General features: G+C 58.5%; 21 protein-coding genes and 1 tRNA gene. 14 read left to right on the forward strand and 8 right to left on the reverse strand.

The window, feature by feature from the left end; all coding sequences use genetic code 11:
- Nucleotides 1-26: 26 nt before the first annotated feature.
- Nucleotides 27-99, forward strand: a tRNA-Ala gene (locus ACTHXA_RS02225).
- Nucleotides 100-357: 258 nt separating this feature from the next.
- Entirely contained in the window at nucleotides 358-1,974 is a 1,617-nt protein-coding gene (locus ACTHXA_RS02230; protein ID WP_441668907.1) for a recombinase family protein, read from the forward strand.
- Here ACTHXA_RS02230 and ACTHXA_RS02235 read toward each other — a convergent pair.
- The 3 genes from ACTHXA_RS02235 to ACTHXA_RS02245 are packed head-to-tail and all read right to left on the reverse strand — an operon-like array spanning nucleotide 1,955 to nucleotide 6,197.
- Nucleotides 1,955-3,727 carry an SAVED domain-containing protein gene (locus ACTHXA_RS02235; protein WP_441668909.1) on the reverse strand — a complete coding sequence of 591 codons (1,773 nt, stop codon included), beginning with the start codon at nucleotides 3,725-3,727 and terminating at the stop codon, nucleotides 1,955-1,957. The two genes, ACTHXA_RS02230 and ACTHXA_RS02235, sit on opposite strands and share 20 nt — an antisense overlap.
- On the reverse strand, nucleotides 3,724-5,190 hold the full coding sequence (locus ACTHXA_RS02240) for a HesA/MoeB/ThiF family protein (RefSeq protein WP_441668911.1): 1,467 nt from the start codon (nucleotides 5,188-5,190) through the stop codon (nucleotides 3,724-3,726). Before ACTHXA_RS02240 ends, ACTHXA_RS02235 begins: the two co-directional genes overlap by 4 nt.
- The gene (locus tag ACTHXA_RS02245; protein ID WP_441668913.1) at nucleotides 5,187-6,197 is read right to left on the reverse strand and encodes an SMODS domain-containing nucleotidyltransferase; all 1,011 of its coding nucleotides are present in this window, start codon (nucleotides 6,195-6,197) and stop codon (nucleotides 5,187-5,189) included. The genes ACTHXA_RS02240 and ACTHXA_RS02245 overlap by 4 nt, the downstream gene beginning before the upstream one ends.
- 311 nt (nucleotides 6,198-6,508) lie before the next feature.
- Here ACTHXA_RS02245 and ACTHXA_RS02250 point away from each other — a divergent pair, with 311 nt between their 5' ends.
- A complete protein-coding gene (locus ACTHXA_RS02250) occupies nucleotides 6,509-6,877 on the forward strand; it encodes a transcriptional regulator (protein WP_441668915.1) in 369 nt (122 codons plus the stop codon).
- A gap of 3 nt (nucleotides 6,878-6,880) precedes the next feature.
- Entirely contained in the window at nucleotides 6,881-7,432 is a 552-nt protein-coding gene (locus ACTHXA_RS02255) for an ImmA/IrrE family metallo-endopeptidase (RefSeq protein WP_441668917.1), read from the forward strand.
- Nucleotides 7,433-7,554: 122 nt separating this feature from the next.
- On the opposite strand, the gene ACTHXA_RS02260 is transcribed toward ACTHXA_RS02255, so the two are convergent.
- The gene (locus tag ACTHXA_RS02260) at nucleotides 7,555-8,031 is read right to left on the reverse strand and encodes a hypothetical protein (protein ID WP_441668919.1); all 477 of its coding nucleotides are present in this window, start codon (nucleotides 8,029-8,031) and stop codon (nucleotides 7,555-7,557) included.
- Between the two features lie 616 nt (nucleotides 8,032-8,647).
- Between ACTHXA_RS02260 and ACTHXA_RS02265 the strand changes: the two genes are divergently transcribed.
- The 5 genes from ACTHXA_RS02265 (at nucleotide 8,648) to drt3b (ending at nucleotide 13,724) form a co-directional block, all read left to right on the forward strand.
- On the forward strand, nucleotides 8,648-9,226 hold the full coding sequence (locus ACTHXA_RS02265; RefSeq protein ID WP_441668921.1) for a type IV toxin-antitoxin system AbiEi family antitoxin domain-containing protein: 579 nt from the start codon (nucleotides 8,648-8,650) through the stop codon (nucleotides 9,224-9,226).
- The gene (locus ACTHXA_RS02270; protein WP_441668923.1) at nucleotides 9,223-9,906 is read left to right on the forward strand and encodes a nucleotidyl transferase AbiEii/AbiGii toxin family protein; all 684 of its coding nucleotides are present in this window, start codon (nucleotides 9,223-9,225) and stop codon (nucleotides 9,904-9,906) included. Before ACTHXA_RS02265 ends, ACTHXA_RS02270 begins: the two co-directional genes overlap by 4 nt.
- 229 nt (nucleotides 9,907-10,135) lie before the next feature.
- The gene (locus ACTHXA_RS02275) at nucleotides 10,136-10,288 is read left to right on the forward strand and encodes a hypothetical protein (protein ID WP_441668925.1); all 153 of its coding nucleotides are present in this window, start codon (nucleotides 10,136-10,138) and stop codon (nucleotides 10,286-10,288) included.
- Nucleotides 10,285-11,673 carry an antiviral reverse transcriptase Drt3a gene (gene drt3a, locus ACTHXA_RS02280; protein WP_441668927.1) on the forward strand — a complete coding sequence of 463 codons (1,389 nt, stop codon included), beginning with the start codon at nucleotides 10,285-10,287 and terminating at the stop codon, nucleotides 11,671-11,673. Before ACTHXA_RS02275 ends, drt3a begins: the two co-directional genes overlap by 4 nt.
- Nucleotides 11,670-13,724, forward strand: coding sequence for an antiviral reverse transcriptase Drt3b (gene drt3b / locus ACTHXA_RS02285; protein WP_441668929.1), 2,055 nt, complete (start codon nucleotides 11,670-11,672; stop codon nucleotides 13,722-13,724). The genes drt3a and drt3b overlap by 4 nt, the downstream gene beginning before the upstream one ends.
- Nucleotides 13,725-14,339: 615 nt before the next feature.
- Here the strand turns inward: drt3b and ACTHXA_RS02290 are convergent.
- Complete coding sequence (locus tag ACTHXA_RS02290; protein WP_441668931.1) at nucleotides 14,340-14,663, reverse strand: hypothetical protein; 324 nt, start codon at nucleotides 14,661-14,663, stop codon at nucleotides 14,340-14,342.
- Between the two features lie 712 nt (nucleotides 14,664-15,375).
- Complete coding sequence (locus ACTHXA_RS02295; RefSeq protein WP_441668933.1) at nucleotides 15,376-16,908, reverse strand: hypothetical protein; 1,533 nt, start codon at nucleotides 16,906-16,908, stop codon at nucleotides 15,376-15,378.
- 782 nt (nucleotides 16,909-17,690) lie between these two features.
- Between ACTHXA_RS02295 and ACTHXA_RS02300 the strand changes: the two genes are divergently transcribed.
- The 4 genes from ACTHXA_RS02300 to ACTHXA_RS02315 all read left to right on the forward strand — a co-directional run bounded on the left by ACTHXA_RS02300 (nucleotide 17,691) and on the right by ACTHXA_RS02315 (nucleotide 20,347).
- Nucleotides 17,691-18,260 (forward strand): hypothetical protein, encoded by a 570-nt coding sequence (locus tag ACTHXA_RS02300; protein ID WP_441668935.1) that lies wholly within the window; start codon nucleotides 17,691-17,693, stop codon nucleotides 18,258-18,260.
- A 386-nt stretch (nucleotides 18,261-18,646) separates the two neighbouring features.
- On the forward strand, nucleotides 18,647-19,615 hold the full coding sequence (rhuM, locus tag ACTHXA_RS02305; protein ID WP_441668937.1) for a RhuM family protein: 969 nt from the start codon (nucleotides 18,647-18,649) through the stop codon (nucleotides 19,613-19,615).
- Nucleotides 19,616-19,798: 183 nt separating this feature from the next.
- Entirely contained in the window at nucleotides 19,799-20,080 is a 282-nt protein-coding gene (locus tag ACTHXA_RS02310) for a type II toxin-antitoxin system prevent-host-death family antitoxin (protein WP_441668939.1), read from the forward strand.
- Between the two features lie 21 nt (nucleotides 20,081-20,101).
- Complete coding sequence (locus tag ACTHXA_RS02315) at nucleotides 20,102-20,347, forward strand: type II toxin-antitoxin system RelE family toxin (RefSeq protein WP_441669037.1); 246 nt, start codon at nucleotides 20,102-20,104, stop codon at nucleotides 20,345-20,347.
- Nucleotides 20,348-20,470: 123 nt separating this feature from the next.
- On the opposite strand, the gene ACTHXA_RS02320 is transcribed toward ACTHXA_RS02315, so the two are convergent.
- Entirely contained in the window at nucleotides 20,471-20,857 is a 387-nt protein-coding gene (locus ACTHXA_RS02320) for a hypothetical protein (protein WP_441668941.1), read from the reverse strand.
- A 122-nt stretch (nucleotides 20,858-20,979) separates the two neighbouring features.
- On the opposite strand from ACTHXA_RS02320, the gene ACTHXA_RS02325 reads away from it, so the two are divergent.
- The gene (locus tag ACTHXA_RS02325) at nucleotides 20,980-21,285 is read left to right on the forward strand and encodes a nucleotidyltransferase family protein (RefSeq protein WP_441668943.1); all 306 of its coding nucleotides are present in this window, start codon (nucleotides 20,980-20,982) and stop codon (nucleotides 21,283-21,285) included.
- A 199-nt stretch (nucleotides 21,286-21,484) separates the two neighbouring features.
- Here the strand turns inward: ACTHXA_RS02325 and ACTHXA_RS02330 are convergent, their stop codons facing one another.
- Entirely contained in the window at nucleotides 21,485-22,762 is a 1,278-nt protein-coding gene (locus ACTHXA_RS02330; RefSeq protein WP_441668945.1) for an ATP-binding protein, read from the reverse strand.
- Between the last annotated feature and the right edge of the window lie 55 nt (nucleotides 22,763-22,817).

Consider the following 22,817-nt stretch of genomic DNA (forward strand, 5'->3'; position numbering starts at 1 on the left):
GTTGCTCGCCTTTGAACGGCGAACACGGGGCTATGGCGCAGCTGGTAGCGCACCTGCATGGCATGCAGGGGGTCAGGGGTTCGAATCCCCTTAGCTCCACCCACGGAAAGCCTCCAACTCATTGCGAGTGGGAGGCTTTCGGCGATTCCGGGGCCGTTTCGGCTTGATTCTTAGCTGTTTCGCGTTGGTTTTGGCAGTTTTCTTGCGTTTCGGACGCGAGTGACAGCCTTGCCCATTGGGTCTCACGAGACGCTCAAACTCGGGGTGTGTGTAGTGGTGGGCATGCTGGGTGAGGCTCCGCGTCTGCGGGGCCTTTCTCGTGCCCGGCCGGTGTGCCGGAGAAAGTTCCCATCCCCTATGTCGCTGCTTGCTGTTGCCCCGCCCACCCCATCTCCTTCCTCTGTAGTTCCGACTGGTCATGTCGATGATTCGACTGGTTCGCCTGATCTGGTGTTGCGGGCGGTGTCGTACCTGCGAGTGTCGACCAGGGAGCAGGCGGAGCGTGCAGGTGAGCGGGAGGGGTTCTCGATCCCGGCGCAGCGGCAGGCGAACCGGAAGACCGCGCTCGGGCTCGGCGCTTGGGTGGTGAAGGAGTTCGTCGACGCTGGTGAGTCCGCGAGGTCTGCGGCGCGGCCGGCGTTGAATGAGATGCTCGAGTGGATCCGTGCCAACCGGGTGGACGTGGTGATCGTGCACAAGCTCGATCGGTTGGCGAGGAATCGTGCCGATGACGTGCAGATCACGCAGGCGATCACAGACGTGGGTGCGCGGCTGGTGTCGAGTACCGAGGCGATCGATGAGTCGCCCTCGGGCAGGCTCGTGCACGGGATCATGGCGTCGATTGCTGAGTTCTATTCTCGTAATCTCGCGACCGAGGTCAGCAAGGGGTTGCGGCAGAAGGCCATGAATGGCGGCACTCCGAACAAGGCACCTGCCGGGTACCTGAACGTGCGCACCTTCGATGCGCAAGGTCGTGAGGCGCGGATCGTGGAGGTGGATGAGGAGCGGGCGCAAGTGATCCGGTGGGCGTTCACGACCTATGCGACGGGGGAGTGGAGTCTGCATCGCCTCGCTCGCGGGATGACCCAGCTCGGCTTCACGCTCCCGACCAGAGCGGGGAAGCCGTCACGGGTGTTGACGGTGAGTTCGTTGCAGAAGCTCCTCCGTAACCCGTACTACTGCGGCATCGTCACCTACTGCGGTGTCGAGTACCCGGGCAGGCACGAACCGCTCATTGATACGGCGTTGTGGCAGCGGGTGCAAGACGCGCTGACGGCGAGGCGGAACACGAGCACTCGCGACGTCCACACGCACTATTTGAAGGGGTTGCTCAGGTGTGGTGAGTGTGGGTCGTCGATGATGTTCAACCGGACCCGTAATAACCACGGGAAGCTGTACTTCTATTTTGTATGCCTCGGCCGCCATAGCGGACGGACGGATTGCAGGTTGAAGGCGCAGCAAGTGCATCGGGTCGAGCAAGGCGTGCGGGAGCTCATCGGGCGGGTGAGCCTAACCGCTGAGGAGAGGCGGAGGACTGAGGAGAGGCTTCTTGCTGAAGCCGAGGCTGGCCTACAGGATGAGGACATTGAACGTGTGGACCTTCAGGAGCGGGAACAGGAACTGCGTGGTGAGCAGGAGCGAGTGCTCCGCGCCTACTACGTCGACGCGATCACCACCGACATGCTCAAGCGCGAACAGGACCGTATCCGTCGGGAACTCCTCGACATCGCGAAACAACTCACCGTCTATGTGCAGCAGACCCGACACGTGGCCACGCAGATCACGGAAGCGTTGGATCAGCTCGAGAACATCGGTCAACGTTTCGACACCGGCACCGAGCAGGAGAGGCGCGCACTCTGCCGGACCCTCTTCGAGAGAATTGACGTCCACACCGACGCAACGATGGGTGGAAGCCTTCGTCGTGAGTATCAATTCAGCTTGTCATGCCGACTCCTCATGCCAGTACAGCGGTGATCGGTCCGCCCGTCACGCCGGGCTCTAGGACGAGCACGGGCTTGTAGCGGGGCTCATCCTTCCTATTGCCATCCCATTCATAGACGACGGTTCGCAGTGTATTGAGGTAGCGCCCGACAAGTACGGCCATCGCGTAAGGACCGTGGAAGGCGAGGTGCACCTCGGCGCGTCCCTGACTAGCGGAGAGCTTCTTGAGTTGCTGTGCGATGGCCGCGCTGAGACGAGCTGCTTCTCGTGGATCGATTCGTTCTGTACTGTCAAGCGAGATGATCTCGGCTGCGTCGAATCCATCGGCTGCGTCGTTTACAAGTTGTTCGAAAGCGCTCCGATCTGCATGTGGCGTCAAGGTCACGAAGATCGCAACGCGATGTTTGGGTTCTGACGCTTGATCTTGTTCGATTTGGGTGCGCTCGATTGTCAGCTCAGTGTTCTGTGGGTCATCGTCGGGCGCGGCGGATGTCCAGGCATTGTCCTCTGGATCGATCACGATCACTTTGCCGATCTTCGTTTCGGGCAGCGCCGCGCCAAGAGCGAGGCCGACTGCCAAGTGGGCTCCGCCCGATACGCGCACGCTCTTTGCGCCGGACGCGTACACAGCATCGCTGGTGAGCGGGAGAGTCTTCTGGAACAGCTCCAGCCCTGCGCGGGAAGGAAGCCGCCCGTCGTCCGACGGTTTGAGTCGGATGTGAAGGTCCTCCTCGTCTGCGTCGAGGGCAGATGATGCAGGGCGGCTTTGCACGCGAATCGTGAGATCGCGTCCTACTGCGCGAATTGTCGGTTTTCGTTGCTCGATACGGTGCATCAGAAGGTCGCGCACGATCTCGACTTCGCCAGACGGCTGGCGCATGTTCGCCTGCTTCTTGTCAGCCAGGGTTCGTGCTGGCGCGAGTCGCAGGAGCCGATCCGGGGCGTCGTAGTCACACTTCAACTCCTCGCCTGACCGTGTGACCGTGTTCGCGATGCATAGGCTGAAGTTGGGATCGGCGTCGAGCTGGAGCAGACGTGGCAGTTCGCGTTCGCGGACGATGTCGCTGTGTGCGATGCCGGGGGTGACGATGAGCACGCCTGCCGAGAGGCCTCGGGTGAGCGCTTGTTCGAGGCGGTCGGTGGTCGTGCCGGGTCGCAGGTCGGTGTGATCCCTCCACACGACAAGCCCGGCAGCCCTGAGTAAATCTTCGAGGGCGTCGGCTTGCGCGGTGCCGTCTGATTGGCGGTAAGAGATGAATACTGGGCCGTCGCCGCGGACGGCACCGTCCGGTAAAGGAGCGAGGGGAGGGAATTTCGAAAGAGGGAGAGAGACGACTGCTTCCTTCGTTGTGGTCTTCCCAAACCGTTGGCGCCGGGCGATGAGTCCGAAGAATCCGCCGGTTGCGCCAGGCGCGAAGACGAGCAGCGCGATTGGGCTGGAACTGACCTTCGCGGTCGCGCGCATCGCCGCGTGATCGACGAGGCTCGGTCCGGACGGGGAGGGGTGGCTGTGCCACTCACCGACGTAGCCGATCGGATCGTCGTCAGCTCGTTGCTCCAGAAACTCCTGCAAGAGCTCGTCCGCGCGAATATCGTCGCGAACGTAACTGTTCGTCGTGGCCCCTTGCCCTTCAACAACCAGGGCGTGAGTTGCCACCATCGTGCCGTTCTCCCGGTAGCCGAGGAGGATGCCACCGGTCTCCCGAGGGAGGTGGTTCGCTGTCGCGAAGGCGATGGTCTCGTAGGCATCGACCAGCAGATCGATACGCGTTGGTGGTCGAGTCATTCGTGACTCCTCACTGCGCCCATCGACAGGTCTCGCGTCTCCCCGGCCGGGTGGAGAGGGCAATCGACGAGGAGGCCGATGGCGTGGCGCACGGTCGCTGCGGCCGCTTCGATCACCGCGTAAGGGGGCGTCGGAGAGATTGGACTGCCACAGCCGGCTTCAAACAGTTCAGACTCAGGCTGGTCGACAACGACGGACGAGGGTGGCAGCGGTTCGGCCCCGTCGAGCGGTGGCAGCACATCGATTCGATAGCTCGTGCCGCCGTTCTGGATCGCCGCTGAGATGATTCGCCTGGACAAAGCCCGTGCAGTGACGTGTAGAAGTGCAGTGGTGGTGAAATCGGCGGTGGCGTTCACCACGAGATCGTGCTCGCTCAGAAGCTCAACAGCCTCGTCGCCCGAGGTGATCGCGTGATGGGCCACCGTGATGTCGGCAGCTGCAATCCCACTGCGGTCAACCAGATGCTGTTTGACCGCCTCAACCTTTGACCTCCCCACAGCTTCAGGGCCGACAAGGTGACGGACAAGATTTCCGGGCATAACGACGTCGCCATCGAGCAGGGTGAGATTGTGAACACCGGAGCGTACGAGCGTGTCCGCGACGAACGATCCTAGGGCTCCGACGCCCACAACCGCGACTCGACGTCCGCGAAGCTCGGGAGCGAGCAGACCTGAGCGTGCGGACTTGGCGGCATCGGTGTCGGCACCTGAGCTCAGGCGTCTGACCGCGATGCCGCCATCTATGGTGGGCCACACTTCGAGTGTGATTGCGCCGTCGTGAGAGCCGCGGCTGTAAGTCAGCACCACGATCTCGATCGTGTGGTCGCGAATTCTGCGGTCGAGGTCGACGCTGGGGCTGATACGGGCGGAGATGTCGGCCCATGATCTTGGGGGCACGTCTACGTCGCCGAGGTTGGCAACGTATCCGAAGCGATCCTTGCTGTGTTTCGAGGACTTCGCTGGTTTGGTGCCGCTGGCGATCCGCATCAGGCTGTTCGCTGCCGGGCGGAACCGAACGAATCCGCTCGGATATCGGGTCAGGTCATCGTAGAGATAAAGTCGCGCATCCTCGGAGGGCTCGAAGTAGCGGTCGAGGTCGAGGTCGGGTCGGTCGTCGGGCCAGCCTGCTGCCGCCTGTTCGAACCAGGCGGTGACATGTTCGAGGAACGCCGGCGCTTCGGTCCACCACAGTCCTTCGTGATCGTCTTCGGCGACCAAGCACAGCGATCCGTCCAGCTCCCGGTGCCAGGACCACGCAACCGCATCTGAGTCGAGCGGAACCACACGGGGCGGCTGAAAGGGGTAGCGGGAACGCAGCGCGATGAGAACCTCGGTCGAGCCGCCGGCGTGAACGATTGTCCCTCGCCAGCCGTTGTCATCCTCCGTGAAGCCGGCTCGGATCAGCCCTTCCTCGAAGTGTTGCCGTGAGTATGCGACGTAGTCGTCGTACTCGCTGAGGGTCACCCGAAGGTCCTCGTGCCCGCCGGGACGGTCCGTGCGCCAGCCGAGATGGCGGACGCGCGCTTCGACCCATCCTCGTTGAATCCCGGCGGCATCGGGAACACTGTCTCGTCGTCGCCGTTCTTGCCCAGCAGTCCCTGGAATGCCAGCGCGGCCTTGCCCTCATCCTCCTCGTCGAGCGCTTCGCGTGCGGTTTCCGCAGCGTCAGCGAAACGAGTCTTGGACGCCTCCAGCTCATCATCTGTCGCACGAATGCTGATGGTGTGCCCCGGCAGGGTGGGGTCGTTCACCCCGATGCCGAAGGTGACGTAGCCGTCGATGATCTTGCCGACCTCTTCGAGAGCAGAGACGTAATACTCTGCGTGATCGTTGCCCGACACCAGGCCGGAGGCGAAGGCTTGGTACGTCGCGACCTCGATGAAGAACCCACCAGGCTTCTTGCCGGCGCCGAGTATCGAACGTCGGGTCTGACGGAGCAGCTTCACCGTGGGAACGTAGTAGCCGTCATGCGCCGCGTTCATTTCGCTCGACAGGGACGTAAGCTTCTCCGGATTGGTACGCACCCACTCGTCCTCATCACCCTTCTGTGGGATCTCCCACGTCTCACCGTCCCAATAAGGGCGGGCAGGCACCGCGTCGACATACAGATCGTACTCGGGGAACGACACTTGCAGACTGCGATCCTGGCGCTTGGTTCGCCGGTGACCATCGTCATCACTGCCGAACTCCGCATGTAGGACGGTGAAGAATCGGTCGAGGATGTCTTTCGACGTGACGTCGCTCGGTAGGTCAGAGAGCCGCACGAACACGTCAACGTCTTTGACCCGCTTGATCGACACATTCCTCTTGTACGAGCCGATCAGCACCGGGTCCACTCCGTACTCGGCGAGCTTCGTGTCGGCTTCGAGTGCATCGCGCACCAGCCGGTGTGCCTCTGGCGCGTTGGCCTTGTCATCGCCGGGCTCGATGGAGCTCAGCGCATCCTTGAACTGCTGCTTGAGGTGAGCCATCGGGCCCTCCGATCTTGTTGTGAATGTCTTGGACGTCTCTGAGCCTGCCTCACACCACCGACATTTCGGCGAGCATGAAGGACAGGGGTTGACTACTTCTTGCCGCGCTTGCCGGTGCTCTCGTTGGTCGTGGTCTTCGGGTGACGCTTCACCGTGGACTGCTTCACGAACCGGCCCGTGACCGCACTGCGCCCTCGCTTGCCTGTCATGCTCCTCACCTCCTTGGTGTTCTAAACTTGATGCTGTGTTTCAATTCTAACACACTCCGTGTCGGAGGCGACAGACTGTCGCAGATGTGACACACTGGGTGCATGGCCAAAACTACGATCAACACGGCCGCGCTGTACTCCGCGCTAGACGCCGCGCGTCAGGAAAGGCAACTTTCCTGGCGGGGACTCGCCGGTGAAGTAGGGGTGAGTCCCTCGTTGCTCTCTCGGCTCGGCAACGGCCTCAAGCCCGACACTGACGGTTTCGCCACGATCATCGCGTGGCTCCGACTCCCGGCCGAGGACTTCTTCAAGCACGAGGGGCGGCGTGACGTCGACGACGCACGCGAACCCGACCTCATGGCGCAACTCGCGCCGCTCTTGCGCGCTCGGAAGGACCTCAGCGAGACCGACGTCAAGTACTTGCAACAGGTGATCGGTGCGACCGTCGAACGTGCGCGGGCACAGGGATGACCCGTGCGTCGAGGATTCAAGACCGAGGCGAAGATCCTCGCGTTGGAGCTACGCGCGGAGATCGGCATTGGTGTGCACGCGCCGTTCGATCCCTATGCATTCGCTTCTGAGTACGGCATCCCAGTCGTCCAGCTCAGCGACCTCGATGGTGTCGCGCGCGACCACTTCCTGCGAGCGGACGGAAGCGCACTGTCCGGGGCGCTAATCCCGAACGGGAGCGGCGTAGTCATCCTGGAAAACGACGCTCAGCCGATGACCCGCCGTCGCACCACCATGTGCCACGAACTCGCCCACGTCGTCCTGGAACACCAGTTCGGTGTTTCGCTCTCTGATGAGAGGAAGTGTGGGCTCGGTGGAGACCAAGAAGCCGAAGCCGACTGGCTCTCGGGGGAGATGCTTATCCCCAACGACGGAGCATTCCGGCTCGCCAGAGCGAATGCCACCGACGAACAAGCCGCTCGGGCGTATGACGTCAGCCTCGCAATCGCTCGATGGAGAATGAACCACAGCGGAGCGCGCAAAGTCATGCAGCGAGCTCGGGCAAGACGGGCGTAAAGCACCAATGACCAAGCGAATCAGCGCCATTCGACTCAGGGCTTCGAGGGTGCCTCCAAGATCATTGGCGATCGGTAGTGATGGGCGCGACTCTGCGCATTCTGATCGCAGCGTGCTGCAGGCTACGCCAGCGTTCGCGGATCGAAGCCAGCCGCGGTGCGCGGCACGAAGGTGGGCTCGATCGCCTCACCGAGATGGTGGATGCGCCAGCTGCTGATTGGCACGACCGCGATCTCTGGACGCCACACGAGCGTCGCGTGCATTGTTGCGGGGACCGCGTCGATGTCATCGTTGAGATGCGCATCGGTTTCGACGAGGCGCACGTAGGCGACGTCCGGTGCGCCGATGCCGAACAGTGCTGTGGTGCTGATCTTGAGACCTGATGAGAAGACGGATCGGGCCCGGGAGAAGTCTTCCCAGGCGCTAAGCGATTCGGGGGTGACGAATGCGCCACCCAACAGTTCGCTCGCAGTCGCTTGTTCCATCTCGAGGCCGGTACGAAATACATCTACAAAGAGTGATGGGTGCCAGTCGGGAAGCGACTCGTAGGTCACCATGGCATCGTCTTCTTCGGTCCAGTCAGTCGGTTCGTTACTCATCTTCCCAGAGTGGCAGGGACCGCCGACATAGCGGCGAGGCGTTCCTCTGATCCCGGTTGCGTCGGAGTGCCGGATCTAGGATGCCCCTGCGCTGTTAAGGGCTGCCTGAACACTGGACGCAGGGTCGTCGGCCAGGACGGCGCGAACATCCCCATGAGACTGCGGAGTGGCCCAAGAATGCGAACCCGGCGCAGATTCTGCATGGGTCACCGTGCCGCCGAGTGCATAAGGAAAGCCAGGTCGAAGATCGAGAGCCACTGCCCAATGGTGTCGAAAGATCCTTGAGCACATCGCAGGTGTGGTCGCCGGCTACTAGTCGGGGCTGAAACGGAACGAAGAAGACAATTGCATAGTAGGCATGCTGAATCAGCCGGATCGATGGGTTCCTGTCACTGTCGAGCAAGTTCGCCGCGAGCTTGGGATGCGCCGAACGACATCGACATGAGCCTTCGTGCCCTATTCGTTGTCGGAATCAATGGCAATCGGCCAGGGGCGTTGCTCGAGGGCGAGGTCTTATCGTTCTGGCGAATGGGTCAGCCTGTTCGGTGGCATACGCGCTCTTGCCCGCCTAACTCTCTACAGGTATTCTCGATGTGTAAAGAGTTAGGGGTTCGGGGTGTCGATACGCGAACTTGCGCCAGCTTTCACTCTCGAAGATGCCCGCGCGGCGGGCCTGACCAAGTATCAGGTGTATTCCTTGCTCGATCGGGACGAGATCGAGCGTGTGGGGCGGGGTGTCTATGTGCGTCCCGAAATGCTCCAGCCTGCATTCACCGCACTCGCTGCGGCAACTGCACTCCGCGAAGATGCGACGCTCTGCCTGACGAGCGCTCTCGTGCATCACGACCTCAGCGACGCGATCCCGTTCACCTCCGACATCGCGCTGCCGCGCGGAGCGCACCAGCCCATCGGCCTCTCGAACGTGAGCTGGCACAGCTTCGACCCGGTAACCTTCCCGATCGGGCGTGAACATGCCGATGCGGGAGGAGGAGCCAAGGTTGCGATCTACTCAGCAGAGCGAAGCATCGTTGACACCTTCCGGCTCATGCATCAAGAAGGCAGCGATGTTGCGTATGAAGCACTCCGGCGTTGGCTTCGACGGCGCGGGAACACGCCAGCAGGTCTGCTGAAGGTTGCGGGCTCGTTCCCAAAGGCACTCCCTCGGATCCGGCAAGCGTTGGAAGTGCTTCTGTGAGTCCGCCGACACCATCCCGAGATACCCCAGCGGGGCGGGCGTACAACGACCTTCGCAACCTTGCCAGGCAACGGAATCGCGACCCTGCGGAGTACATCACTCTGTACGCGTTGGAAGGTCTCCTCGCCCGACTTACAGCATCCGAATCTGCCGCAGACTTCGTTCTCAAAGGTGGTGTACTTATGGCCGCCTTCACCGACCGGCGACCAACTAGAGACATCGACTTCGCCGCGAGAGGGTTCGCCAACGATATCTCCGAGGTCGAAAAACGCGTCCGAAGTATCCTTACCGTTCGTCGTGACGATGGTCTCGAGTACGACCTCGACTCCATCAGCGGAGAGCAAATCCGAGACGAAGCCGATTACAACGGTGTGCGAGTCAAAATGACCGCCCGGTTGGCGACCGCGCAGGTCGCGCTGCACATCGACGTGAACTTCGGAGACCCCATCTGGCCCGAACCGACAGAGGCCGTCCTGCCGCTCCTGTTGGGCGGCACGCTTCGACTCCTCGGATACCCGGATCACATGGTCCTCGCTGAGAAGATCGTCACCGCGCTCGAACGAGGAGAGCAGAACACCCGGTGGCGAGACTTCACCGACATCTCGGCCATCGCCCGCTCCCGAACCGTCAGAGGCACGGATCTACAGGAAGCAATCGGCGTTGTCGCTCTCTACCGCTAGGTGGAGCTGGAACCGCTTGCGTCGTTGCTGTCGCAGATGCCGGCACTTGCGCAACGCAAGTGGGAAGTTTGGCGAAAGAAGCAACGACTTGAGCAGTCAACTCCGGTGAGCTTCGATGAGCTGCTCGGAACATGCTTGGACTTCGCGGAGCCGGTCCTTGCAACAAACGTGGACCAGATGCAATGGTCTCCAAGTTCCCAGACCTGGGAGAAGATCTCGGAGAGCGCCAATGACTGAATCACTGATGATCACACCTGTCACGAAAGAGTACGAGAAGCTACGCGCCCGCCGGGGACAGGTTCTTCGGTCGCGAGAGCTGTTCGCGGCAGGCGACCAGGTCGCCGCCAAAGACGGCGTGCGGCAGATCGGCTTAGCATCATGAAAGCGATCCCTTACACCCTCCGAAGCTTCATCGAGCTGGCTGAGAATGAGAACCGTCGAGGTAAAGACATTAGCCGTCTTGATCCAGATGTAGGGCGTGCGACTCGAGCTCTCCGCGAGCGACGCGAACGTTTTCTCACAGAGATCAAGAGACTTGAGAGGGAAGATCCCGCGCGTACTGAAGTCCGAACGGCATATCGTGAGGACCGGCTTGAACTGCGCCGCGAACGTGATCAAGCAGTCGAAGTCGCGATGCACGATGCTCTATCTCGGTTCGAAGAACAGCTGTCCAACGATAAGTTCACCTTCGGGCTGAGGGAGGGTCCAAAGGTGGGACCCAAGTCGACCCCCACCTATCGAACTGACGCAGCGCTCGACATCGCCTACCCTGCGAAGCAAGCAGCAGACGCCGTCAAACGTGCGGCACGTATCGATGCTTCCAGCCGCAACAGCATCATCAGGGCGCTCCAGGAGACCCTCGATAAGAAATACCTGCACGCCATCTACAAAGTCGATGTCCAGGAGTTCTTTGAGTCTGTCCCGCACCGCACTCTCCTGGAGCGCCTCGCTATCTACCCCGAACTGGACAGCGTTACGAGTCAACTCATCCGGCGCTTGCTCCACGAGTACGAATCAATCAAAGGCACCAACGTTGGGCTCCCTAGAGGCGTCGGCCTGAGCTCACACCTCGCGGAGCTGTATCTCAGCAACTTCGATTCCAAGCTCAAGACGCATCCCGGGGTGCTTTTCTTTGCACGTTACGTAGACGACATCGTCATGGTTCTCGATAGCGGCGCGCACCTCGCAGAGGTCAAAGACCTGGTTATATCAGAGCTGGGTTCGCTTCAGCTCACACTCAACCGCAGTAAGACCTTCGAACTCATCACCGACGACGCCGGAGACTATCCGCCGGGCAAGCAGGTTGAGTACCTCGGATACCGATTCTCTCGTGCCGACGGACGCCTCACGACCGGGCTGACGGTCAAACGCAAGGCACGACGCTCCGCGCGGCTAGAGCAAGCATTAAACGCTTGGCTGGCCACATCCCCCAGTGCGGTCGACCCGAATGATGGATACAACGGATTGCTTGTTGACCGGGTGCGGTATCTCGCAGGTAACACAAAGCTTCTCAACTCGAAGAGCAACGTCGCCATTGGCCTCTACTTCTCCAATAGCGCGCTTACTCCGGACGCTGCAGAACTTGCCGAATTGGACGGCATCTTGCAATCCTTCATCGAGAACCACGCATCAAAGATGCCCGACAAGATGCGCGAAAGAATGACCCAGATCTCATTCGCAGAGATGTTTGCGAACCAAACGTTTCTCAGGTTTCGCCAGAAACGCATCGAACAGATTATGGGCATCTGGAAGGGGGGAAAGCGATGAAGTACCGCGCCGTGAAGCGGGATCGTCTGCGCGCCCTGACCTCAGAGATTCTGCCGTACGAAGTACCGATACCTTTCGACATCACACGACTTTACGAGTTCCTCCGATGGCTCAAATTCACTTGGACCGGAGACCATAAATTCACAGTTCTGAAGGCACGGCTTGGCGAAGCGGAAAAGTCTTGGCTAGAGATCATCTTCGACCCGATCAGCTTGGGATCAGGACAACTTCTCAACGATAAGAAGACGATTGAGTTTGACCTCGCTGGACGCGTTCGAGGTAAGAATCCTGATCTTCGACACCCCTACAAGTTTCGATCAAGACGCAACAATGGAAAGTCGCGGGAGCTATCGGTTCCACATCCTCACTCGATGGTGCAGATGGCATCCTTTATTCACGAGAACCGAGACTCAATCCTCTATTACACGAACCGCAGCAGCTTCTCGATCAGACACCCTCACAAGGTCGCACGGCTCCAAGCCAAGACGGCTTCCGTCTTCGATGGTGTCGTCGACCGAGAGTCGTATGGCGTCGAGCAGTCGGACCTCGAATATGCACACGTCTCCTCATACTTCAGCTATCGCAGATACAACAACATCAATCGCTTCTACTCCTCCCCAGAATTTCAGGCCTGTGAGCGCAAGTATCCTCATTTGATGCGGGCAGACGTATCCAAGTGCTTCGATAGCGTCTACACGCACACCGTGTCATGGGTAACCAATGGTGTTCGGGCAAGCAAGAGCAAGATGAACGAGACGAAGGAGACCTTCGGCGGCAGATTTGATCATTTGATGCAGTATCTCAACTACGCCGAGACCAGCGGGATTATTATCGGCCCGGAACTCTCAAGAGTTTTTGCGGAGATAATTCTGCAGGAAGTGGACGTAAAAATTGAGCGAGAGCTGGCCAACGCCGAGCTTCTTCGGGGCACGCACTACGAGATCATGCGGTACGTCGATGATTACTTCGTGTTCCTGGCTGACCCGCATAAAGCGCCTCAGATCGAGGAGATCCTCGCGGCACAGTTGGCAGCATTCAAACTGCACCTAAACGAACAGAAGCAACGACACTTTGAGACACCATTACAGTCGCACATGTCGGTAGCCAAGGTCAGGATTCGAGAGGATCTCAGGGAGCGGACGCAGTACGAGTACGATCCCGATGAGGACCCGGCGAAGGCGACGTTATATTTCTCATCCAGTAAGGCGATCCTTGATTACAAGGCGCTCCTGATAGATACAAGCCTCGAGCACGGCGAACTTGCTAACTCATACTTATACGAGCTCGGTCGGCGTCGTGACAAGACGGTGCGAAAGTTTCGGAGATATCTGAGTAGGGTCGTCGAGACTGGTGATTCCAAGGCGATCAACGCGGCACGACTACTTTTAATCAGATACCTCGTGGCTGTTCTCGATGTTGCCGTGTTTATCTACTCAGGTGCCCCTTCGGTATCCCACAGCGTGAAGCTGACGCGAATGGTCGCCGCTTCAATGGGCGAGTTCCAAGTGAACGGATTTGGAAGCCTCGAAACCTACCAGTTTTCGGACAAAGTCGCCCGTGAAATCATTGCACAACTCAATGCGGTGAAAGACGAAGCATCGTTTGGCGCGCATACCTTGCTCCTCCTTGACTGCCTCATATTCGTTGCTCCGAACGTCCCAGAAGAGACCCTGATATCCTGCCTCGTTCGTCGGAAGAAGACAGTCAAAGATCTAGATGCATTCGGGGTCCTGACTCTGCTGCGACGTTTTCAGGATCCGAAGTCTAAAAGTGCACTTAAGCAGGAGTTGCTTGACCGGGCTAAGGTGCTGATCGAGAACGGAGCTGAGCACCGCGAGAATGAAACTGCCCGCGCGATTCTCCGGCTTAGTCTTCCTACATTCCCCGGAGCCTCAGCAAAGGAGATCTCGAAGGCGATGGGCGACGGAGTCTCTGAGAAGAAGGTCAAGCTGCTGCAAGAAGTCCGGCGTGGTCCTTCGATGTTTTCGTGGGACGCTAGCGAGAACTACTATGAACGACTACTGCTGAAGTCGACCCAGTTCGTATACTAGGGATGCAGCCATGACGCACTCACGGAGTCTCAGACTCCTACACACGGGCGCTTGGGAGCGAGCGGCATCGAACTCCCATCAACATCTTCATACAGGAAAGACCCTTGGTAGATGGGACGCAGGTGCCCCGGGCTCCGATGATCAGCGTCCTTAGCTCTCAACGTCAGAGAATCACGTTGACGAGGTTGCTTGTCGCACCGTTGTCGCTGAGAGCGGAACACCACCTTATGGAGGGACTGCAGCGTACTCTTCATAGATCTCCCGGTTGACCGCACGACGGGCTTCGGCGCGGACATCTGAGCGGCCCTTCAGAGGGGACCAAAAGGGGAGCAGAATCATGCAACCATGCATTTCGTGACGTGCTCTGCATGATCTGATCCGCGGAAACACGAGGTTTCGGCGAGACTTGAATCGTCTGGACGCCTGGGGGTTAAGGGGTCGTGACCTTAACCAACAGTGCTGCGAGAGCGAAGCGCGTCGCAGTCCATCTGAATCCCGTATCGGGGTACATTTTCGCCAGCTGACGGTAGCGCCCTGCTGCTGCCGCGATCACCTTCGTCTGCTATGCCTCGAAGTTTGCGATTGATCGTAGAGTCGTGACGTCCGGTCAGCGCGTCACGTCTTGGGGACTGCGCCGCGCCGAAGTTCGTTAGGGCCGCGTAGCCGTGTTCCTGACTTGAGGAGCACGTTTTTGACGGTGTTCCCTGTTACGCCGAAGTGCCGTCCGATAGAGGCCAGGCTGTACCCCTCCTCGTAGAGAAGGATGCTCTCTTCCGCCTCGGACGGGAGCATGCCTTTGGCCCGCATGGGGATGTTTCGGCGCCGTAGATGCTCGGTGACCGTGGTGCGGTGAACGCCGTACCGTGCCGCGAGCGTGCTGATCAGATCGCCATCCAGGTACTCGCGAACGAGCTGCGAGATTTGGTCTTCATCTAGCAAAGTGACAGCCTTCTCAATTGCGTGCACGGTTTGGCCGCGAAGGTCCGAATCAGCGCTGATTTGCTCGGTCCTGGTGGTAGCGAGCTTCCCTTCTTTCCGCAGTTTTACAAGGGTTTTCAACGCATGTGGCGAGTGGCAAGACCTTCCTGTTCCGACCACCATAGAGGTCGTATTCGAAACGCCCGCAGAAGAATTACTTTTCGCGAGGCCGATCCAAGCTGATGCAGGTACATACTAAAGAGGCCTGCCCTCACGTACTGTCCTTGTTCGTATTCCAGCTGACGCTTTCGCTGGGGCGCCCTTGTTTGCGGGGTACGTCATCGTGAACGACTCAGCCACTGCGGCAGCGGGTGCTCATGGCTTGGCGGCATGGAATGGCACCTCAGTGGCGAGCAGCTTGCCCAGTGGATCCACCATGTCCTCGCCGACAACTTCGTCATGCTCAATATGGACATACTTGAAGGTCGCCTGGTTAGGTCTGTGGCGGATCTCGTCCTCGGTTTTATATACATCCGGTGCGGTTATTCCAGTAGTGTCAGAATGGCCTTCACGAATTCGACGCCGCCAGTCAGATCGGTGTCAACGTCTTCAAACCGGGTAGTGAGCCGGACGCGTTCCTATCGCAACTCGATCAGGTTGGTCTCTTTGGCGTCGAGACCTTTCGGTTGGCTGCTGAGTTGCTGGACCAACCCTCCAGCACTGGGCCATCGCCCTAGGGCCGCATGGCCGACAACGTTGGGATCAGATGATACTCAAGCAGCCACTCACCTTGGATCGCAGGATCACGCACCCGGTTAACATCGACTACCATGGCCTTGTCCTGGGCCTCGCAATCGAGTTGTGTCCGGCTTCTATTAAGGGTTTTCTTCGTTTCTTCACTGAGCGTACTGAGGGATTCCGTCTCTGCTACTTCGACTGCCAATCCTGTTGTCTCGCTCCACAGCGCCCAAGAGGTGTTGCCGTTCTTTTCGAGAATCAATTGGAGCCTCGCGCTCGAGACATCAGGCCCTGGGAGCGCTCCATCTCGCCGGTCACGATCCATAGCTACGGCCGTACGATAACGAGTCAAACGCTCGGACCAGTCGTTGTCTTCAATGATCGGCTCGAGAACAGTCATGCGTCTCTTCGATAGCAGGTTGCGACGCTCGAGTCCGGGATACCCAATCATCAAATAGGCAGTATGCAGATAGTGGCTCAAAGTTTCAGGCTGAGTGAGCCGCTCGGTGACGAAAGATTCGAGCAGCGAAACACCCTCTAACGCGTCCCGGGCCTGTTCCAAGCTGGGGGAGAGACCGCCGTGCACGATCCGGTTCCGCAACAGCATCGTATTTCGGTGCCAAGTTGCTACCTCTCCGCTTCCTTCTGGCTCCCATCGGCCCTTGAGACGCCCTGAATAGAGCGCCTTCACCCGCGAGGTAATTGTCCAATGACTTTGAAAGGACTGTGCCGTTTGCTCGGGAGTCTGGCGGTCTTCCCAATCTAGGCAGGTTAGGAGAGTGTCCAGCAGCACCTCGGAGGCCGTTGCTGCTGTGAGGACGGCGTCCCGGTAGTTGCCGTAGTATTCGAGCGCCACGACAGTATCACGACGTAGATCGGCGTAGTCAAAGAAGGGGCGGTCTGGGGCCTGGAGGATTGCTTCGAAGGATTGTTGTTCGTTTTCTGTCAGCGGGTCCGAGAAGGATGATCCTCGAGCGGTGTTCATGTGCACGATGAAGATCCCATCTTGCCCTGGAAACCCATCGTTGGAGGGGCGAATGACGCGCTGGAGCTGCGGCACGATGCTCGGTAGCTGCTCGCGCGTCACGAGTGGCGTCGGGTATTTCGTTGCAGCATAGAACGCACGCTGGACCTCGCGGATCCGCTCGAGTGCTTGGTCGAAGGCATCACTGATTGCCTCGTCCGAGGGCGCACACGTGTCGTGAAAGAGAGCGACAGCTTCAACGACCGTTGACTGCCAGCGCCCGTTCGATTCGGCGTCATTGTTGTGGTCGACCAGCGGTCGGTGATTGCCTGGGGTGCTCTGCCGAAGCGCTTGCATCGCGATGTCCAGCCGGCTTGGCGTTGGCGTCTTCGTCTTCACAAAGGTTGGATAGAGCGAAATGGTGAGCGTTTCGGTACCGTCAATTGGTAGATCACGGTAACTAGTGGATCGTATTTGCTTCTGCGGGAGACGTATTGCCTCCGGTAGTGGAATATACCAATGGAGCGCTGCTGTCGACTTTTCACCCGTGAACGCGCTGCTCATGCGGTAATAGTATCAATCGTTAGACAACTCACCTGTGGCTCCGTAGCGGGAGTCAATACGGTCAGTCAGTGCACGTTAGATTTGTGAGTGACTTTGACCGATTCGGTGCCATCCCATAAAGCGAATTGCAATTGCGGAGACAAGAACGAAGGCAGCGCCAGTCGCGTTTCGTACAATGCGCGGCAAGCGGCTATTTGGTGCACCTCGCTTAAACAGTTGCCCGTTTAGTCCGCATCGCTTCATGTGAAGGCGCGGGGTCAATAGTGGTGACTTCGCAGTTTGATCCCGAGGATTGGTATCGATCCTTGCATGACGCGGTGATTGCGGAATCGGTCCTGAATCCGATCGAGTCCAACTCGGAATTCGTTCAGCTCAGTGGCCCGAACATGTGTCGATACGTCGCTGACCACGCCTCGGCAGAGTGATCAGGCCGCTGGCGCGGGCTCGCTACCGTATGCCCGCGCCAGCGCTATCCGATCGATCCACATCCGCTATCCGATGCGGCTAAACATCGGTGCCTCAGAACAGGGCATTTTGTCGACTGAGCGGCCACTAAGCTAAGGGAAATGAGCCCGCTCATCCGGAAGTGCCAGCTTGGCCTGCCTCGCAGCCGTCGGAGTCGCAAGACGTGTCAACGGCCGCGCGACGATCGTGAAACACATCGGCTCCGCTCACACCGACGCAGGAGTCGCTATGGAGGCCGTGCACGCCAGCACGGTCACATACAGTAAGGGCTCTCGAAAGGAATTAAATTGGGGAATCAGTCTCTGAAAACTATTGCTGTGGTATTGATGACTACCAGTACGGCGGCAGGAATAAATAGCTGTACCAATATCGACCGTGACATTGAATCGTCGATTGAAGATGAATACGTGGTTGAGATTCCAAATGATGGCACCTGGGACTATCAAAGGATGAATGAAACGGGGACAGACCTCGCGGGGTTCGGGGAATGGACCATCGAGAACCACGAAGTCGACTCTCGGTATGATCATTTCAGCTACAAGATTGACTCGCCTCCAGTCGTGGAAAATGCCAGTTTCGGGCTTAAAATCACCTCTGAGATTCACGTCAAGCGGGTGGGTGAAGGCTATGTGCCGCTAGCGCTTGATGATCTCTACGCTTCCCTTACTCCAGGCGTTAGCATGACGGACGAGGACGGGAATTTCAGATATGACGAGGCCTACGGTCGTGCGGACATTGCGTGCGAGGCTGATGAACTCGAGGTTGGGGAACAAACCGTATGCACTCTGTCTTATATCGAGAACAGCCACCCCGAATGGCTTCAGGACTCTTACTGGGTGATGCATTTCTGGGCGGTGGGCACGTGGCCCTCCCAGACGGAGGGGTGATGTTTCTCTGCTTATAACCCCAGGAGTCCCTCAATCAGTGCTTTTCTGACCTCCCGATTAGAATAAAGTCCCAGCAGCTCCACCAACGTGATGAGTCGGGACATAGACGATAGTTAGTGTCCCGACTCACTTTGTTTTTATTTGAACTAGCGGCCGGAGCTATCTAATCGGTGCACCGGCCGTTCCTGGTTCTACAATGGCGTAGGTTGCGACAATATAGCCGGATTCGTTGTGGCCGGCGGCGACCTAGGCGAGGCTCGATAATCTCAATGTCGGTGGCTGTCGGTACGGTAGCAATACCTGCGACGACGCAAGGTCGTAGCTAAGGCTGAACCAACTCCTGGTGCTTTACATGCTGGTGCGAGTCGTGAATTCGGAAGGGACCCATGACAGACCTACCCCACGGCGAAGTTGTTTTCTACCAAAGTGAAGACGGATCTCCCGGGTTGGAGGTCCGAATCGATTCAGACACGGTGTGGCTGAATCAGCAACAGATCGCTGAATTGTTCCAGACTTCGAGGACGAACTTGGTGGAGCACATTCGCAATGTGTATGAAGAGGGTGAACTTGACGAAGTCACAACCTGTCGGAATTTCCGACAGGTTCGAACTGAGGGTTCGCGCCAGGTTGCGCGCGTGATGCCGTTCTACAACCTCGACCTCATTATCTCGGTCGGATATCGAGTCAAGAGCAAAATGGCGACCCAGTTTCGGATTTGGGCAACAGAGAAGCTCCGCAAGTACGTAGTCGATGGCGTAGCCGTCAACGAGTCGCGTCTGTCGCAACTTGGTCAGGCTGTGCAGATCCTCACCCGTGCCGCGGACCACATGCTCTCGGGTAGCGCAGAAGTGATCGCACGTTATCTCACGACGCTAAAGCTGCTTCGTGACTACGATGCTGGGGACTTGAGTGCACCGAGTGGAACGCTGCCGGGCTGGCAACTCACCTATAAAGAGGCGCGTGAGGTCATCAACGCGGTCGCTCGCGAGTTCCCTGAAGACACGCTGTTCGGAGGCGAGCGAGGAGAATTGCTGCGGGGCGTGATTGACACCGTATATCAGAGTTTCGGTGGCGCTGAGCTATATCCGAGCACTCAGGAGAAGGCTGCCCATCTGCTGTATTTCGTTGTTAAGGACCACCCGCTGACGGATGGCAACAAGCGCAGTGCTGCGGCTTTGTTCGTGACGTTCCTTGCCAAGAACCAAGCATTGATGAGAAATGATCAAGTACCGTTCATCTCGAACAATGCGTTGGCGGCACTCACCCTCATGGTGTCTATGAGCGATCCGAGGGAGAAAGACCTCATGATCGCCCTGATCGTGAACATGCTCTCCGAACCGTACGCATCCAACTAAACGACGGACGGGGACCGAATCTGGTTCGAATAAAGTCCCAGTAGCTCCACCACGATTATTGCCCCGTCTGCCGCATAACTACGCGGTAGGCGGGGAATTTTTATTCCCCTGACCCCGGTTTGGCCTCACTAAATCGCAAGTTCTTCCTACGCGGAGGATTCTTACGAGTCAACGCACCCTCTTATGGACATCTTGTACAAGTTGCACAATTGTCCTATTACTTCCATTACCCTCTCCCAGTTCCGCGCACGACAGAGTGACTACATCGCAGCAGCGCAGCGCGAGCCTGTCGAGATTACCTCGCGCGGGGTTGGTCGTCGCGCGGTTCTGGTGTCTCCGGAGTTTTTCGACCGCGCACTTGAAGCGCTTGAGGATCAGGTTGATGTGCACGCCGCTACTGCGGCCCGGGAAGAGAGTGATCCTCGAGTTTCACACACTGACGTCATAGCCGAGTTCGGGTTGTAAGCGCTACTCACGCAATACGAGATCACCTATGCAAACTCGGCAGTCAAAGCGATTCGCAGGCTCGACCGTGAAATCGCCGGGCACATCCTGCGCGGCATCGACGCGCTTGCGCAGGATCCACGACCGTCAGGCTGCATACAGCTCAAGGGCGGAGCAGGAGACCTGCGTATCCGAGTCGGTGACTATCGCGTGGTCTACGAAATAGACGATTCGGAAGTCGTCATCCTCGCACTGCGAATCGGTCGCCGGCGTGAAGTGTACCGCTGAACACCTGCACGCTGCTCAGCGTTGCGGTGGCGCTGTTCGCCGAGACCGTTGCGTTGTCACCGATTCTCGCTGCCACGGCTGGATTCGCTGTCGTGGTATCGGCGGGCAGCATCGTGTGGCTGCTCAAGGGAGGCAAGCGAGAGCCTCGCTGCGGCCGGGCTCGCGCACGCTGAACGTGTGCCCGTCAACTTCGTATGGGTAATGCGTGAACGCTTGTGCACCGCCATCTACTGCGAAGATGAGTCCAGATTCGCTCACTACCCAAACGCCTTCGTGCTGATTGTCAGAACCTTCGACTGTAAAACGGACTGCGACGAGATCAATGCCCGTCATTTCGGGTGACTCGACTGCTGCCACATCTGTGGCGGTTATGGTTGCTCCGGATGCTCCTTCAGCGATCGACTCAGTGACACCTACGGGCGGCGTGATGCAAGCGAGCATTGGGTCATCATCGCGGCTGCAACCCGCGAGCGCGAGAGCGGCGGGAGCAAGGGGCAGCATGCGATTCATATTGTGATGGTATCCACTGCAAGTAAGCCGGACTCAACTAATATCTATGCCATTCACCCGATGAGGCATACGAAAGACTTGTTCAGTACTTACCACCCTCAACTGTCTGGGAGGCTGTAGTTATGGTTGATCCGGCGTTGTTCGACACGGATGCGATTGCGCGCGTTAGCAACCGCTATGGTGTGCGCCGACTTCGAGTCTTTGGGTCAGTGCTGACAGATCGTTTCGATCCGAACCACAGTGATGTGGATTTCCTCGTCGACTTCTCTCCGAATCGTGAAGATCGCCTTGACGACTATCTCGGGCTGAAAGAAGCGCTTGCCGAAATTGTTGGGCGAAATGTCGATCTCGTCGTCGCCGATGCGGTGCGGAACCCCTACTTCAAGAAGGCCGCTTTTGGGAATGCAAAGGAAGTTTATGCGGCCTGAAAGCGCAAAGCTGCTCTGGGATACGCGTGAGGGTGCTTAATGGATCGTAGTTGTCGCAAAATTTGCGACAACTACGATCTCTAAACAGTTCTGTTGGTGACGCCAACGAGTCAAGTCCACGGCGGGAACCGGAGTTCGACGTTGGGGGACCAAATTCCTCCGGAAATTTAAGGTGCTGATGTTTTACACGGATATTCCGCTATGGCGCGAGTGCGCTGAGCGGGGCAGTGACGATTCCGTTCTCGGTAACGAATGTCGGGCCGGTTCCCGTGAGGACTAACCGGAACACCGGTTCGCCCATCTGGTCAGTATCTATCTGTGCAACGACTGCTTCGAGCGCCCGAGCGCCCGCCGTGACTTGCATTCCGCCGAGCTTGATTTCAACTGCTCCCCAGCGTCCGTCGGGCAAAGAAATAATTGCATCGATTTCTCTGTTGTTTGAGTCGCGATAGTGGAGCACCTCACCCTCTAGGGGCGAAGCGAGCACGCTGAGGTCGTGGGTTACTGCACTCTCAAATAGCACGCCAAGTGTTTTCAGATCGCGTCGCAGTTGTTCGGGGCCTGCACCGAGAGCGGCTGCAGCGAGCGCCGGATCAACGAGATGGAGCTTCGGGGAAGTTCGGACCCGCGCGCGGGATCGAAGCGCTGGGGCCCAAGGTTGCTGACCTTCAACGATAAAAAGTCGCTGAAGGAGGTTGACGTAGTTGCTTATCGTCGCTTCATTGATCCTCGGAGCGACCACCTGCACATCCGCGGTGAGCGTCTTATAGGTGACTTCAGATGCGACAGATCGCGCGAGTGCGGCGATGAGCTGTCGAATCACTGTTGGTTCGTGCCGAACCTCGGCGAGCCGTGGCAGGTCAGTGCGCGTGAGATCGTCGATGTAGCCGCGGAGACGTGCCTCAGATTGCGTGAGAGTAAGGGGAACCATTGCCGGGAATCCAGGTCGGAGTATGCCATCGATGACGGAATCCAGACTCGGTGCCGCAGCGAGGTCGACGGCAGGCAGTTTTCCCTCGAACAGTGCTGCAAGACTCACGCTTCCAATTGGTGATTCAAGCTTTTCCCACCAGGACATTGTGCGCTGCCGCAGGCGCAAGAAACGTCCTGCTCCAGTGTGGCGGGTGACGTCGTCGGCAGGCAGCGCCGAGCCAGTAAGGATGAACTGACCAGGCTCGGCCGTGGCGTCGACGGCTCGGCGCACAAGGTTCCACAACTCTGGAGCGATCTGCCACTCATCGAGCAATCGTGGTCTGGTGCCTTCCAGAAGGGACCGTGGTGCCACTTGGAGAAGCTGTTGTATTTCAGGCGCATCCAAAAATTCATAGGAGTGAGCTGCGTTCAGCGCTGTCATGGTTTTGCCGCTGGCACGTGCACCTTCGATTACGACTGCGCCGGCGGCCTCGAGTGAGTGCTGGAGGACTCGGTCGATAACGCGTGGGCGATAGTCGCGTCCGAGTTCTAGTGACGTGTCCATGTCTCAAGACTAGATCAATGTCGATGATTGCAGGAGGTCTAGGTCGATTATTGCA

Source organism: Gulosibacter sp., from assembly GCF_052090685.1.
Classification (GTDB): Bacteria; Actinomycetota; Actinomycetes; order Actinomycetales; family Microbacteriaceae; genus Gulosibacter.

What these genes read in the sequence shown, in the direction of transcription:
- ACTHXA_RS02230 (WP_441668907.1), top strand. Translation starts at nt 358, where the DNA reads ATGTCGCTGCTTGCTGTTGCCCCGCCCACCCCATCTCCTTCCTCTGTA.
- ACTHXA_RS02235 (WP_441668909.1), bottom strand. Translation starts at nt 3,727, where the DNA reads ATGACTCGACCACCAACGCGTATCGATCTGCTGGTCGATGCCTACGAG.
- ACTHXA_RS02245 (WP_441668913.1), bottom strand. Translation starts at nt 6,197, where the DNA reads ATGGCTCACCTCAAGCAGCAGTTCAAGGATGCGCTGAGCTCCATCGAG.
- ACTHXA_RS02250 (WP_441668915.1), top strand. Translation starts at nt 6,509, where the DNA reads ATGGCCAAAACTACGATCAACACGGCCGCGCTGTACTCCGCGCTAGAC.
- ACTHXA_RS02260 (WP_441668919.1), bottom strand. Translation starts at nt 8,031, where the DNA reads ATGAGTAACGAACCGACTGACTGGACCGAAGAAGACGATGCCATGGTG.
- ACTHXA_RS02275 (WP_441668925.1), top strand. Translation starts at nt 10,136, where the DNA reads ATGACTGAATCACTGATGATCACACCTGTCACGAAAGAGTACGAGAAG.
- drt3a (WP_441668927.1), top strand. Translation starts at nt 10,285, where the DNA reads ATGAAAGCGATCCCTTACACCCTCCGAAGCTTCATCGAGCTGGCTGAG.
- drt3b (WP_441668929.1), top strand. Translation starts at nt 11,670, where the DNA reads ATGAAGTACCGCGCCGTGAAGCGGGATCGTCTGCGCGCCCTGACCTCA.
- ACTHXA_RS02295 (WP_441668933.1), bottom strand. Translation starts at nt 16,908, where the DNA reads ATGAGCAGCGCGTTCACGGGTGAAAAGTCGACAGCAGCGCTCCATTGG.
- rhuM (WP_441668937.1), top strand. Translation starts at nt 18,647, where the DNA reads ATGACAGACCTACCCCACGGCGAAGTTGTTTTCTACCAAAGTGAAGAC.
- ACTHXA_RS02310 (WP_441668939.1), top strand. Translation starts at nt 19,799, where the DNA reads ATGGACATCTTGTACAAGTTGCACAATTGTCCTATTACTTCCATTACC.
- ACTHXA_RS02320 (WP_441668941.1), bottom strand. Translation starts at nt 20,857, where the DNA reads ATGAATCGCATGCTGCCCCTTGCTCCCGCCGCTCTCGCGCTCGCGGGT.
- ACTHXA_RS02325 (WP_441668943.1), top strand. Translation starts at nt 20,980, where the DNA reads ATGGTTGATCCGGCGTTGTTCGACACGGATGCGATTGCGCGCGTTAGC.
- ACTHXA_RS02330 (WP_441668945.1), bottom strand. Translation starts at nt 22,762, where the DNA reads ATGGACACGTCACTAGAACTCGGACGCGACTATCGCCCACGCGTTATC.